Below are 12,208 nucleotides of genomic sequence, written 5' to 3'. Positions count from 1 at the left end.
GATCGCCTCCGGCCGGCTCCGCGGGCGGACCGCCCCCGGCCGGCGCCGCCGTGACCTCGTCGCGGAGGGGAGGCCGCCGCCTCAGGCCTCGGGTGGTGGGGCGACCGAGGCCCGCACGATGAGGCGTGAGCGGAGGGTGTGCATCTCGCGGCGGGGCTCGGCCCCCTCAAGGGTGTCGAGGAGCACCTCGGCCGCCTTCGCGCCGAGCCGGTGCACGGGCTGTTCGATCATCGTCAGGGGCGGCTCCATGACCGCCGCCCACGCGCTGTCGTCGAACCCGATCAGCGCGATGTCGCGCGGGTAGGAGAGCCCCGCCGCCCGCAGGGCGCGCAGGGCGCCCGTCACCGCGTCGGTCTCGGTGCAGAACACCGCGGTGATGCGGTCGGGGACGGCGAGCATGCGGGCGACCTCCTGGGTCGCCCGCTCCTCGGTCTTGCGGCCGACCATCACCAGCTCGGGGTCGAAGGGGATGCGCGCGTCGTCGAGCGCGTCGAGATAGCCGCGCAGACGCTCCCCGTCGGTCCACAGGTTGCGGGACGCCGCCGCCAGCAGTCCACGCCGGGTCGCGGGCGCCTCCGACGCGGGCGGCCCCCACACGAACCCGATGCGGCGGTGCCCGGCCGCGATGAGCATCTCGACCGCCTCCCGCGCCGCCTCGCGGTTGTCGATGACGACCGCGTCGAGATCGAGCGACGCGACCGCGCGGTCGACGAGCACGACGGGAATGCCCCGGTCCATCGCCGCCCTGATGTGCGCGACCTCGCCGCGGCCGACCGCGGCCGACGCGATGATGACGCCGTCGACGCGCTTGTCGATGAGCACGTTCGTCGCCGCGATCTCCTCGTCGAGATCCTCGTACGTACTCAGCACGATCGTGTCGAAGCCCCGGGCGCGGGAGGTGTCGGAGATCCCGCGCACCACGCCGGCGAAGAAGGGGTTGCCGATGTCGGCGACGATCACCCCCAGGGTGTGGCTCACCCCTGTCGACATGCTGCGTGCGAGCGCGTTCGCGCGGTAGCCGAGTTTCTCGGCCGCCGCGAGCACCCGCTCCCGCAGCTCCGGGCTGACGTACCCATACCCGCCGAGCGTGCGGGCCGCGGTCGCGCGGCCGACACCGGCCTCGGCGGCCACCTCGGAGATCGTCGGCGGCCCCGCCGCCTGGCCCCGGTCAGCTGGCATGGATGGCGTCCCTCATTTCTCGCGTTCGGAGGCTCGCCACATGCTAGCCACGGCCGGTTGCCCCGCGGGCCTGCCGCAGCCGAACGCGCCTTCCACGAGACACTGCCCGTAGGCTGTCTCCGCGCCCTCGCGCAGGGCGCGCTCGATCATGTGACGCCGCGGCGGGGTGCGCGCGGACCAGCCGCCGCGCAGCAGCGCGACCGCGAACCCGGTGAGGAAGGCGTCACCGCAGCCCATCGTGTCGATGATCTCTCGTGGGTCCTCCACCCGGCGCGCCGGGGTCTCGACGGTGACGTGGCCGTCGTACGCGATCGCTCCGTCCACGCCGCGGGTGGCGAGCGCGAGCCGCGCGCCCCGCCGTACGACCTCGGCCAGGAGCGCGCGCGTGGCGGCTCCGTCGAGGTGGGAGCACGACAGCAGCACCAGGTCGGCGTGCGGGCAGACGCGGTCGAGGTAGGAGGGGGTGCGGAACTCCTCCTCGCTGGAGAGGTCGAAGCTCACCAGCGTGTCGAGCCCGGCCAGTTTCGGCAGTTCGCTCTCGCTGCGGGAGTAGACGCTCGAATGCGCGAGGTCGAAGGACGACACGTATTCGAGCAGCCCGTCGTCGAGCACGAGCGGCTCCCGCACCGTCACCCCGCCGCCGTTCCAGCCGAGGAAGACACGGTCGCCGTCGTCGACGCGCAGGAAGGAGACGCCGGTCTCACCGGCCCGTACGGCGCAGCGGTCGACGGCGACCCCCTGGGCGGCGATCGACTCGCCCAGGAACCGGCCGAGGTCGTCGTCGCCGAAGACACCCAGGTAGGCGGCTTCGAGGCCGAGGCGGCGGGCGTAGACGGCGACGTTCACACTGTTGCCGCCCGGATAGTCGATGCCGCGGTCGACGAATCGGTCGACGATGTTGTCGCCGAAGCCGAGGACTCTCATGGATTCTCCTGTGCGCGGGCCCCGCGCGCCACGGAGCGGGGGCCCGGGAGGGTGCGCGGGCGCCGGCGGGGCACCGGCGTACGCGGACGGTTCGGTTGTGGCATGTGCGAGGGTGCGGTCGCCGAAGGCCGCGCGTGGGGCGCCCCCGCCCGGACGGTCCTCCGGGCGGGGTGGGGGCGGGGCTCAGTGATCCATGACGCGGTGGTGGCGGCGCTCAGTGGTCCATGACGCGGTGGTACTCAGTAGTCCATGACGCGGTAGTAACGGCGCAGGTCGAGTGAGTGGTCGCGCACCCTTTCGAGGTGCTTGCTGACGCGGCCCATCACGGTGTCGAGCACGAGCGGCGCGAGGAGGCCGCGGAACTCCGGGCTGATCCCCTTGAGGGGGTAGTCACGCGTGTCGAAGACGGTGACGTCCTTCGAGATGCGCCTGGCGAAGGACTCGGCGCGGTCGGTGAGGGGACGCGTCTCGTCCTCCCCCTGGAAGATGATCACACTGGTGTCCTCTTCCAGCAGTTCGAGGGAGCCGTGGAAGAACTCGGCGCTGTGCACCCTGGTGGTGCGCAGCCACTGCATCTCCTCAAGGATGCACATGGAGTACAGGTAGGTGAATCCCCATAGGTTTCCACCGCCGATGAGGAAGTGGTAGCCGGTGTCCTTGTGGGCCTCGGCGAAGGCGGCCGCCGCGGGCTCGGCCCGCTCCGCAACGTCGACGAGGATCCGCGGGATGTCCGCCAGCTCGTCGGCGAGCTTCTCGTAGCCGTCGAACTCGCCTCTCCGCGAGAGCAGCCGGCCCATGAAGAGCAGCAACTGCATGTCGAAGGGCCAGGTCTTCGGCTCCGAGATGAGGGCGATGTCGACGTTCCGGGCGATGGGCGACTCGGGGTATCCGGTGAAGCCGATCGTGTAGGCCCCCCTGGACCTGCAGTACTCGATGGCGCGGATGCTGTCGTCGGTCGTGCCCGTGACCGAGGTGAAGATCGCCACCGAGCGTCCGCCGAGGGTCGCGTCGCCCGAGGCGACCAACTCCGCCGCGATCACGGAACGCACGTTGAGGGTGGAGCTGCGCCGGGCGAGGTGCTCATACGGCCACATCTGGGCGTAGGTGCCACCGGCGCCGACGAGAAGGAGGTTGTCGAACCCCTCGTCCACGAGTCGATCGACGAGTTCCTCGATCTGGGGGCGCAGTGCCACCGCGCTCGCCATCTGCGAGAGGAATTCCGGCTCGTTGAATCCGAGCATCTTCGCGTCCTTTCGGGAATGCTTGCGGCCGGCGCCGCCCTGCGGCCTGATACCGGTATCACGCGGGGATCACGCTGGCACATGAGTCGCGCGACGTCAACACCACACCCGTCGATGAGACTTTTTACCCTATTGATCTGCGGCTATATAAGAAAAAACGACGCCGGACCCGACCTCGAAAAGAAGATCTTGATTTCAGGTCTGGTACCGGTATCAGATCCTCTGTACAGTCAGCCGACACCAAGCGGTTCGTGTCAGAGACACCCCACGGCGGATCTGAGGTGCCTCAGCACCGGCGGTCCCCTCTCCCCCGAGAGAAAGGAAGCCCATGCGCCCTCGCGCACTGACGACGTTCGCGGCACTCGCCGGGGCCTCGGTGCTCACCCTCGCCGGCTGTTCCGGCGGACCGGCGAACGCCCCCGCGGCCGACGTCACCGCCGAAGCGGAGTTCTCCGGCACTCTGAGCATCCTCACCAAGTTCGCCGGCGATCCCCTCAGCCCCTACTTCGAGGACCTCGCCGCCGAGTACGAGCGGCTGCACCCCGGAGTGAAGGTCGAGCTCATCCAGGAGACCGATCAGAGCATCAAGGACAAGACCAAGACCCTGACGGCCTCCGACGCCCTCCCCGACATCTACTTCACCTGGACCGGCAACTGGGCGGAGAACTTCGTACGGGGTGGCCGCGCGGCCGACCTCAGCAAGGTGATCGGGCCCGACACCCCGTGGGGACGGACCTTCAGCAAGGCGTCGCTGTCCGCCTTCGCCTACGACGGCCGCTACTACGGGATCCCCCTCTACAACAACGGCAAGTTCATGGGCTACAACAAGGCCGCGTTCGCCAAGGCCGGGGTCAAGGTGCCCGCCACCTTCGAGGAGCTCCTCAGCAGCTGCCCCACGTTGCGCAAGGCGGGATACGAACCCATCGCCTTCGGCAACAAGGACGGCTGGCCCGCCCTGCACTACCTGCAGCAGCTGTTCGCCTACACCGTGCCGGAGGCCACCCTCCAGGCCGACTTCCGCCCCGGGACGGCCAAGCTCGACCACCCCGGCTACGTCACCGCGCTCAAGCAGTTCAAGACCCTCGTCGACACGTGCACCGACACCGGCGACGGCACCAACGGCGTGCTCTACACCTCGGCGCAGGAGGCGTTCTCCAGGGGCAAGGCGGCGATGTACTACCAGGAGGTCCTGGAGTTCGACAACGCGACCGCCGGGCGGGGGCTCTCCCCCGACGACTTCGGCATCTTCCCGCTGCCCGTCCCCGAGGGCGCCGGCGGCAACCCCAAGGCGATCGAGGGGGCGCCCGAGGGATACCTCGTCAACGCCCGGTCGCCGCGCGCGGCACTCGCCGTCGACTTCATGAAGTTCGTCACGGGCTCCAAGAACGCCGAGAAACTCTCCTCACCCCCGTACGGCCAGCCCAGCACGGTCATCGGCGCCGTCACGCCCAAGACCTCCAGCAAGGCCGTGTTCGAGGGCATCGAGATGGTCAACCGCGCGCCGCAGCTGGCCAGCTGGCTCGACATGGTGACGGTGCCCGAGGTCGCCGACGCGTGGCTGGCCGGCGGGGAGGCCGTCATCAGCGGTGACACGGCCCCCGAGAAGGTGCTCGAAAGCGTGCGCCAGGCCTCGGCGTCGGCCAAGTAGCCCGCACGGCGAAGGAGAGCATGCCGGTGCGCACCATCTTCCGAAGGGCACCCTTCCAAAGGGCACTCGGGCTCGCGTGGGTCATCCCCGCCCTCGCGCTGGTCGGGGTGTTCGTCTACCTGCCGCTCGTGCAGAACTTCGGGTTCAGCACGCTCAAGTGGGACATCTACAGCGGAAGCCAGGAGTACGTCGGGCTCGGGAACTACCGCAAGCTCATCGAGGACCCGGTCTTCTGGTCGTCGTTCGGCAACAACCTGCTGTACGCGGTGGTCTCGATCGCGTTCCAGGTGTTCGGCGCGCTCCTGCTGGCCGCGCTCGTCGAGAGCATCCGCAGCGAGCGGTGGCGGCGCGGTCTCCGGGCGATCTACTTCATCCCCTCGGCGATCTCGCTGACCGTCGCGGGCCTGCTCTTCTACTTCGTCTACGAGCCCAACCTGGGCCTGCTCAACCACGCGCTCGAAGCGGTGGGGCTGGGGCGGTTCGGCCAGTCCTGGCTGGGCCAGGGGGACACCGCGATGCTCGCGATCATCGCGATGAGCCAGTGGCAGGGTTTCGGGTACTCCACCCTGCTCTTCGCCGTCGCGATCCAGCGCATCCCCTCCGAGATCTACGGCGCCGCGGCCATCGACGGCACCGGGCCGATCCGCCGCTTCGTCCACGTGACGGTCCCCCTGGTGCGCGAGATGACCGGCCTCATGATGATGGTCACCATCTCGGGCGCGTTCCAGGTGTTCAACGAGGTCATGGTGATGACCGGCGGCGGGCCCGACAACTCGACCCAGGTGCTGGGGACCTGGCTGTACCGCAGCGGTTTCGTACGCAACAACTTCGGCTATGCCGCCGCGATCGCGACAGTGCTCTTCGTGATCACGCTCGGCATCGCCATGGCGCAGCTGTGGGTCACCCGCAGGAGAAGGGTGGAATGGTGAGTCGCCTGGGCTTCCTCGGCGTGATAGCGCGCCTGTTCATGTGGGTCTTCCTCCTCGGCCTCGCGGTGGTCGTGCTCTACCCGCTGCTGTGGATGGCGCTCAACGGGTTCAAGACCAACGCCGAACTCTTCGGCAACCCCTTCGCCCTCCCCGTCGACTGGAGTTTCGAGAACTACCGGAAAGCGTGGAACCGGGGGGTCAGCAACTACCTCACCACCAGCGTGCTCGTCACGGTGACGTCGACGATCGCCACCGTGTTCGTCAGCGCCTGGGCCGCCTACGGCCTCACCCGTGTGAACATCCCGTTCAGCAAGGCGATCACCTCGGTGATCCTCGGCGGGCTCATGCTCGCCCCTACCGTGGCACTCGTGCCCCTGGTGAAGATGTTCCAGGCCATGGGCCTGTACAACAGCTTCTGGGCGCTGCTCATCCTGTACACGGCCTTCCGCGTCCCCTTCACCACCTTCCTCATCCGCGCCTACATGCTCGATCTTCCACGCGAGGTCGACGAGGCCGCCGACGTGGACGGCGCCGGCCGCTGGACGGCCTTCTGGCGGATCATCCTGCCCATGTGCAAGCCGATCATCACCTCGACGATCCTGCTGCACATCCTCTTCGCCTGGAACGAGTACCTCTTCGCGATGGTCTTCACCAGCGGCAGCGGCGTGCAGACCCTCCCGGTGGGCCTGACGAGCCTGATGAGCAAGCACGGCACCGACTTCCCCGTCGTCTTCGCCGGCATGGTGATCGCGGCCGTCCCGGTGGTGCTGCTGTTCTTCTTCGGCCAGCGTTACATCGTCAAAGGCCTCGCCGACGGAATCGGAAAGTGACCGCCGACCGCCTCGCCCGGCGCCTCGGCCGCCCCGCCGATCACGTGCTCCCGCCCCCATGCGCCGAGCGGCGCGAGTGCCCCGTTGAGCAGGACGCCGAGCGGGGTCAGCGAATACTCGACGCGGGGCGGCACCTCGTCATACACCTCGCGGTGCACGATGCCGTCCTCCTCCAGCTCCCGGAGGTGGGAGGCCAGCACCTTCTCGGTCACCCCCGACACCAGCCTGCGCAGCTCGCCGAAGCGGCACGTCCGTCCGTCGAGCGCCCAGAGGATCAGCACCTTCCACTTCCCGCCGATCACGTCCATCGCCGCGTCGATCCCGCAGTGGTATGCCCCCGGTCTCCGTACGGTCGCCATGTCCCGTCCTCCTGCCTGCTCACTCACCCCGGGGTAACCGCCCACTTCAAGGTGCGTACTTGATCACTTCGGGGTCTGCGACCAGCCTAATCGGCATGGACGACAACACTTCCGGGAAGTCCCGGCTCACTCTTCTCGGGCTCGGCGCCATGGGTACCGCGCTCGCCCGTACATGGCTCGCCGCCGGGCATCCGCTGACCGTCTGGAACCGCACCCCCAGCCGGGCCGAGCCGCTCGCCGCCGAGGGCGCGACGGTCGCCGGGACGGCCGCCGAGGCGGTGGCCGCGAGCGATCTCGTGGTGGTCTGCCTGCTCGACGACGCCTCGGTCGGGGAGGCCCTGGCCGGTGCCGACCTGACGGGCAAGGACCTGGTCAACCTCACCACCGGCACTCCCGCCCAGGCCCGCGCCCGCGCCGAGTGGGCCGAGGAGCGCGGCGCCCGCTTCCTGGACGGTGGGATCATGGCCGTCCCGCCGATGATCGGCGTGCCGGAGTCCGGCGGCTACGTCTTCTACAGCGGCTCCCGCGCCCTCTTCGACGCCCACCACAGCGCGTTGGCCATACCGGCCGGCACCGCGTACGTCGGTGAGGATCCCGGCTTCGCCGCCCTCCACGACGTGGCGCTGCTGAGCGCGATGACCGGGATGTTCGCCGGGCTCTCGCACGCCTTCGCGCTGATCCGCAAGGAGGGCGTCGCCCCGGGGGACCTCGCCCCCCTGCTCGTCGACTGGCTCACCGCCATGGCCTCCTCCGCGTACGAGCTCGCCGACCAGCTGCAGAGCGGTGACTACACCAAGGGCGTGGTGTCCAACCTCGCCATGATGGTCGAGGGCAACTCGACGATGCTGCGCACGGCCGAGGATCAGGGGGTCAGCGCCGAGCTGCTGACCCCGTTCATGGCCCTGATGGAGCGCCGCCTCGCCGACGGTCACGGCGACGAGGGCACCGCGGGCGTGGTCGACCTGCTCACCCGCTGAGAGGCGACGGACGATGGCAGGCGGGCGATCAGGGGCTGTCACCACCGTCGGCTCCCTCGCCGGCGTCCGTGCGCGCCGGGGTCAGTCCGCGACGAGACGCGCCCTGTGCCCTTCGCGCTCGCGCTGCCGCCGGACGACGTAGGCACCCGGCGTGCAGCCCGTGGCCCCGTGCTCGGGATGGAGCAGGTAGGCGACGGCCGAGGTCTCGAAGACGCCGATCGCCAGCCCGTCGGAGTCCGACACGTCGGTCGTCCACCGGCAGGTGTCCGGGTCGGCGACGAGCGTGTGCGGGTTGCCCCCGGCCGCTCCGCGGAGCAGTTCGACCCCCTCGGGAGGCACGTCCGTCCACCCGGCGTCGGACCAGGGCCGCACGGACGACGCGACGACGGGGAGCGGGATGACGATGAGGTCGCCCTGGGCCTGGAGCCCGTCGACGACGGGGATGCTCACCGACTGCTCAAGGTGGTCGAGCACGGCGAGTCCGGTCTGCTGGGAGAGCGAAGCGAGAGTCACTGTCATGGAAGTCACCTCAGGTTCGGCGGAGAAGAAGGGAGTACTGCTCGGCGGACAGCCCGTAGGTCCAGCCGGCGGCGGCGATCGGATCGTCGAGGGAGCCCGGCACGGTCAGGCCGTACTGGCGGCGGCGCCCGTCGCGTTCGACGGACCCGTTGACCGCGAGGAGCACCCTGGTCTCCTCGCGCATGTCGAAGAGCCGCAGCTCCGAGCCGGGGTTGCCGGGGTCCGGCGCGGAGGCGACCAGCCGCAGCCCGGCCTGGTCGATGTAGGAGGCCCAGCCGATGTGCTCGATCGCGCATCGCCTGACCTCGACATTGGCCTCCTCCGCGATCCGCGGGACGCTCGGATCCGTGATCACCCAGGAGGGCACCCGGGTCCCGTGCCAGGCGTACACGTCCCACCCGTCCGCGTAGCGCACGGCCGGACCGTCCGCGCGATGCAGCCGCACCTCACCGTCGTCGCCGCACACCTCCGTGTGCATGGCGACGGGACGCTCGGAGAGGACGCACACGCCTTCGTGCGGCCACCACGAGCCGCACGACCGGGCCGCTGTCGCCCACAGCTCGAACCGCCGGGTCTGCTCGGGAGTGAAGACCACGCCGGCCACTCGGCGGAGGGCGTCGTAATGGGCGACCCAGGAGACGCACTGCGTCCCGTACCAGGCGTCCCTCGGCCGGTGGCCCGAGTCGTGCGCCGCCCGGAGCGGTATGAGGAGCGAACCGGTGGTGGATCGCGAGAGCGAGCCGCGGACCTCCCGGCGGATCAGCTGGTCCATCGGCTGATGGACCCATCTGACCTGGTCGTCGAGCTCGCGGCACAGCTCTCTCATGAGCGACGAGAACCGAGGTGGCAGAGCCCGTTCGGAGATGCGGTCCGCGGCCTCCGGAGGCTGTGGACGCATCCCCGGCGGGACGGTCGTCAGGGCCGCGACCGGTGAGGAGACCCAGTGGAAACGCGGTGGTGCGAGCCCGATCAGGCGGTACAGCCCGGAGATCGCGGCCTCTGCGGCCGGACGGTCGGCGGGCAGCGTCGACAACGCCCGGCCCAGCCATTCTTCGCGGATTTCAGCGGCTTCCCGCCGCACAAGAACGCTCACCGGATGAAGGTGGCGTCATCCTTTCCAACGATCATGTCAGGAATAGTGACAGATCGACGCGGCGTATGTCTACCGCCCGGCCATGCTCCGGTGCCTCTCGCCGGTCACCGGCGGACGGCGCGGAGGAGGCGGTTCGGGAACGGACGGCGGCCGGGGCCGTGGTCTCCCCGGCCACAGGACGGCGGCCGTGACGATCGCGGAGATCGTCAGCAGGACGCCCAGCAGAACTTCGGCAAGCGCGGTGGTCGACATCGAACCCTCCCTCGACCTCGCTGTGGACATGCGGCCACGAGGACGAAGGTCTCCCCACACCCCCCATGTCGCACAGGAGGGCCACCCCGCCGGATCTCCCTGTGCCGGGGACCGTGATGACGATCGGGGTGTCGGACGGCGGGTACTCCCCTCCGCACTGATTCAATCCACTATCCGCGCAGCTCAGAGCCCAGTCAAATGCCCGCCGCCCCCCGGTCGCGACCCGGGGGTGGAACACCGCGCGGAGACTGACCTACCCTGGGACGACGAGGGGAGTACTTCCCAAGAGCCGACCCGGTCAGTACGGACGTTCATAACGTCCCCGGGCGGCCGCCCGCGCGGTGCGGGTGAAGGAGACCTCGAACAGCCAAGCGCGTTCGAGGAGGTTTCATGCCCACTGAGGCAACCCTGTCCATAGCCGATCTTGAAACGATCGGTTCGCCGAAACTGTGGACGATCACCGTGGCCGGTCTGGTGCTGCTGCTGGCCGTGGACTTCGTGCTGACGCGGCGCCCGCACGATGTGCGGATGCGCGAGGCGGTCGGCTGGTCGATCTTCTACCTGGCCCTGCCCCTGATCTTCGGCGCCTACCTGTGGGGGGCCTTCGGGTCCGGTGTGTCAGTGGAGTTCTTCACCGGCTACGTGGTGGAGAAGTCGCTGTCGGTGGACAACCTGTTCGTTTTCATGCTTCTGCTGTCCGCCTTCGCGGTCCCGGCCGCCCTGGCCCAGCGGGTCCTGCTGTACGGCATCATCGGGGCACTGGTGCTACGCGCGATCTTCATCGCGCTGGGGGCGGCCGTCCTGCAGAGCGGCACCTGGGCGTTCCTGCTGTTCGGCGGGATACTGATCCTCACCGCCGGGAAGATCCTCAAGGACGCGCTGAGCGGGGAGGAACAGAAGGTCGACATCTCCTCCATGCGCACGATCCGGCTGCTGCGGCGCTTCATCCCGGTCACCGAGGACTACCGCGGCTCCCGCCTGGTCGTGCGCGAGGGCGGCCGCCGCGCCCTGACCCCGCTGGCACTGGCCACCGTGGCCGTCTTCGCCACCGACATCGTCTTCGCCGTCGACTCGGTGCCCGCGGTGTACGGCGTGACCGAGGACCCCTTCCTCGTCTTCGCCACCAACGCCTTCGCCCTGCTGGGCCTGCGGGCGCTCTACTTCGTGCTCCTGGGCGTCCTGGCGAAGCTGCGGCACCTGAACCACGGACTCGGCATCATCCTGGCCTTCATCGGGATCAAGCTCGTCCTGCACTGGGCGCACGGCGTCTGGACCTGGGTCCCGGAGATTCCCACCCTGGCCTCGCTGGGGGTCATCATCGCGGTCCTGACCACCGTCACGATCACGAGCGTGTACGCCAACCGCCGGGACGCGGAGCCCGCCTCCTCACCCGCCGACCACTGATCCCCGAAGGGCCGTGAGGCGCTCAGACGGCGAACAGGAGGGCGGCACTGACGAGCACGATCACGGCGGTGGCGAAGTGGATGCCGAAGGCGGTCGCCTTGGTGCCGCCGTGCCGCAGGACGACGACGGTGTCGCCGAGGGGGTTGAGGGCGACGACCAGCATGTACCAGGCCTCGGCCTGGGGGCCGACGAAGGCGAGAAGGGCGAGGCCGAGGACGCCGTAACTGAGGTCGCGCAGGCCCTTGACGGTCAGGTAGGCGGCGTCCCCGTCTTTCTTGGCGGGGACGCCGTAGCCGGCGGCCGCGGCGTGGGGCACCAGGAAGAACCGGAGGCCGATGAAGATGATGAAGAGGTTGAGCAGGATGGCCAGCCCGTAGGCGATGGGGGAGAGCATGATCTTTTCCTTTTGCTAGCACCGCTAGGTTCGAGAGCGAAACTAGCATATCTTCGACAGGGGTGCTAGCAGCGCTAGCATCATGGCCGTGCCGGTCCAGGTGCACCCCGGAACGGGATCGGCCCGTTCACGGCCGGCGCCTCCCGCGCGACCTCGCCGAAGGGCGAGCAGAACGAACGCCCGTGCTCCTTCGGGAAGGAGCACGGGCGTTGACTACCGCCGGTCGTCACCGGCTTGACCGCCGCCGGTCGTCACCGGCTCACTGGCGCCGCCAGAGGGCCGGGACGTAGGGCGGCTCCCAGCCGGGCAGTGCGGTGTGCTGCTGGAGGCACTGGTAGGTGACGCCGTTGTAGATCGCCTGAGCGCCGGCCGCATAGGCGGTGCCCGCGGCCCAGGGGCCGGCCGGTCCCTGAGTGGGCGAAGAGGTAGGAGTCGGGGTCGGCGTGGGGGTCGGGGTCG

At 69.5% G+C, this 12,208-nt stretch carries 14 protein-coding genes; 5 read left to right on the top strand and 9 right to left on the bottom strand.

Annotation, left to right across the window (positions count from 1 at the left end; genetic code table 11):
- Window positions 1-81: 81 nt before the first annotated feature.
- The 3 genes from CA984_RS37325 to CA984_RS37315 form a co-directional block, all read right to left on the bottom strand.
- Window positions 82-1,179, bottom strand: a complete 1,098-nt coding sequence (locus tag CA984_RS37325) for a LacI family DNA-binding transcriptional regulator (RefSeq protein ID WP_086578111.1) — start codon at window positions 1,177-1,179, stop codon at window positions 82-84.
- A gap of 12 nt (window positions 1,180-1,191) precedes the next feature.
- Window positions 1,192-2,103 carry a PfkB family carbohydrate kinase gene (locus tag CA984_RS37320; RefSeq protein WP_086578110.1) on the bottom strand — a complete coding sequence of 304 codons (912 nt, stop codon included), beginning with the start codon at window positions 2,101-2,103 and terminating at the stop codon, window positions 1,192-1,194.
- A gap of 239 nt (window positions 2,104-2,342) precedes the next feature.
- Window positions 2,343-3,344 carry an SIS domain-containing protein gene (locus CA984_RS37315; RefSeq protein ID WP_086578109.1) on the bottom strand — a complete coding sequence of 334 codons (1,002 nt, stop codon included), beginning with the start codon at window positions 3,342-3,344 and terminating at the stop codon, window positions 2,343-2,345.
- A gap of 328 nt (window positions 3,345-3,672) precedes the next feature.
- Here CA984_RS37315 and CA984_RS37310 point away from each other — a divergent pair, with 328 nt between their 5' ends.
- The 3 genes from CA984_RS37310 to CA984_RS37300 are packed head-to-tail and all read left to right on the top strand — an operon-like array spanning window position 3,673 to window position 6,751.
- On the top strand, window positions 3,673-4,992 hold the full coding sequence (locus tag CA984_RS37310; protein ID WP_086578108.1) for an ABC transporter substrate-binding protein: 1,320 nt from the start codon (window positions 3,673-3,675) through the stop codon (window positions 4,990-4,992).
- Between the two features lie 26 nt (window positions 4,993-5,018).
- The gene (locus CA984_RS37305) at window positions 5,019-5,921 is read left to right on the top strand and encodes a carbohydrate ABC transporter permease (RefSeq protein ID WP_086578112.1); all 903 of its coding nucleotides are present in this window, start codon (window positions 5,019-5,021) and stop codon (window positions 5,919-5,921) included.
- On the top strand, window positions 5,915-6,751 hold the full coding sequence (locus tag CA984_RS37300) for a carbohydrate ABC transporter permease (protein WP_086578107.1): 837 nt from the start codon (window positions 5,915-5,917) through the stop codon (window positions 6,749-6,751). The genes CA984_RS37305 and CA984_RS37300 overlap by 7 nt, the downstream gene beginning before the upstream one ends.
- On the opposite strand, the gene CA984_RS37295 is transcribed toward CA984_RS37300, so the two are convergent.
- Window positions 6,712-7,110, bottom strand: coding sequence for a winged helix-turn-helix transcriptional regulator (locus tag CA984_RS37295; RefSeq protein ID WP_086578106.1), 399 nt, complete (start codon window positions 7,108-7,110; stop codon window positions 6,712-6,714). The genes CA984_RS37300 and CA984_RS37295 overlap by 40 nt on opposite strands.
- Window positions 7,111-7,205: 95 nt before the next feature.
- On the opposite strand from CA984_RS37295, the gene CA984_RS37290 reads away from it, so the two are divergent.
- Window positions 7,206-8,087, top strand: a complete 882-nt coding sequence (locus tag CA984_RS37290) for an NAD(P)-dependent oxidoreductase (protein ID WP_086578105.1) — start codon at window positions 7,206-7,208, stop codon at window positions 8,085-8,087.
- 81 nt (window positions 8,088-8,168) lie between these two features.
- Here CA984_RS37290 and CA984_RS37285 read toward each other — a convergent pair whose 3' ends face one another.
- The 3 genes from CA984_RS37285 to CA984_RS37275 all read right to left on the bottom strand — a co-directional run bounded on the left by CA984_RS37285 (window position 8,169) and on the right by CA984_RS37275 (window position 9,951).
- Window positions 8,169-8,606: a hypothetical protein gene (locus CA984_RS37285; RefSeq protein ID WP_086578104.1), complete on the bottom strand. Its 438-nt coding sequence runs from the start codon at window positions 8,604-8,606 to the stop codon at window positions 8,169-8,171.
- Between the two features lie 10 nt (window positions 8,607-8,616).
- Window positions 8,617-9,699 carry a DUF6745 domain-containing protein gene (locus CA984_RS37280; RefSeq protein WP_086578103.1) on the bottom strand — a complete coding sequence of 361 codons (1,083 nt, stop codon included), beginning with the start codon at window positions 9,697-9,699 and terminating at the stop codon, window positions 8,617-8,619.
- Window positions 9,700-9,768: 69 nt separating this feature from the next.
- Complete coding sequence (locus tag CA984_RS37275) at window positions 9,769-9,951, bottom strand: hypothetical protein (RefSeq protein WP_086578102.1); 183 nt, start codon at window positions 9,949-9,951, stop codon at window positions 9,769-9,771.
- 390 nt (window positions 9,952-10,341) lie between these two features.
- On the opposite strand from CA984_RS37275, the gene CA984_RS37270 reads away from it, so the two are divergent.
- Complete coding sequence (locus CA984_RS37270; protein WP_086578101.1) at window positions 10,342-11,355, top strand: TerC/Alx family metal homeostasis membrane protein; 1,014 nt, start codon at window positions 10,342-10,344, stop codon at window positions 11,353-11,355.
- 22 nt (window positions 11,356-11,377) lie between these two features.
- On the opposite strand, the gene CA984_RS37265 is transcribed toward CA984_RS37270, so the two are convergent.
- On the bottom strand, window positions 11,378-11,749 hold the full coding sequence (locus CA984_RS37265) for a DUF4267 domain-containing protein (RefSeq protein ID WP_086578100.1): 372 nt from the start codon (window positions 11,747-11,749) through the stop codon (window positions 11,378-11,380).
- 259 nt (window positions 11,750-12,008) lie between these two features.
- Window positions 12,009-12,208 (bottom strand): carbohydrate-binding protein (locus CA984_RS37260; protein ID WP_341351752.1); only part of this gene is annotated, 200 nt, incomplete at its 5' end.

The sequence above is a fragment of the Streptosporangium minutum genome (genome assembly GCF_002149035.1).
Taxonomy (GTDB): Bacteria; Actinomycetota; Actinomycetes; order Streptosporangiales; family Streptosporangiaceae; genus Streptosporangium; species Streptosporangium minutum.
Note: the sequence above shows the minus strand (reverse complement) of the source record. Positions and strands in the feature narration are given on the sequence as shown.

Excerpts from the sequence above, each read along its gene's own strand:
- CA984_RS37295 (WP_086578106.1), bottom strand. The coding sequence starts at position 7,110 with ATGGCGACCGTACGGAGACCGGGGGCATACCACTGCGGGATCGACGCG.
- CA984_RS37315 (WP_086578109.1), bottom strand. The coding sequence starts at position 3,344 with ATGCTCGGATTCAACGAGCCGGAATTCCTCTCGCAGATGGCGAGCGCG.
- CA984_RS37265 (WP_086578100.1), bottom strand. The coding sequence starts at position 11,749 with ATGCTCTCCCCCATCGCCTACGGGCTGGCCATCCTGCTCAACCTCTTC.
- CA984_RS37290 (WP_086578105.1), top strand. The coding sequence starts at position 7,206 with ATGGACGACAACACTTCCGGGAAGTCCCGGCTCACTCTTCTCGGGCTC.
- CA984_RS37325 (WP_086578111.1), bottom strand. The coding sequence starts at position 1,179 with ATGCCAGCTGACCGGGGCCAGGCGGCGGGGCCGCCGACGATCTCCGAG.
- CA984_RS37320 (WP_086578110.1), bottom strand. The coding sequence starts at position 2,103 with ATGAGAGTCCTCGGCTTCGGCGACAACATCGTCGACCGATTCGTCGAC.
- CA984_RS37270 (WP_086578101.1), top strand. The coding sequence starts at position 10,342 with ATGCCCACTGAGGCAACCCTGTCCATAGCCGATCTTGAAACGATCGGT.
- CA984_RS37310 (WP_086578108.1), top strand. The coding sequence starts at position 3,673 with ATGCGCCCTCGCGCACTGACGACGTTCGCGGCACTCGCCGGGGCCTCG.
- CA984_RS37275 (WP_086578102.1), bottom strand. The coding sequence starts at position 9,951 with ATGTCGACCACCGCGCTTGCCGAAGTTCTGCTGGGCGTCCTGCTGACG.
- CA984_RS37285 (WP_086578104.1), bottom strand. The coding sequence starts at position 8,606 with ATGACAGTGACTCTCGCTTCGCTCTCCCAGCAGACCGGACTCGCCGTG.
- CA984_RS37300 (WP_086578107.1), top strand. The coding sequence starts at position 5,915 with ATGGTGAGTCGCCTGGGCTTCCTCGGCGTGATAGCGCGCCTGTTCATG.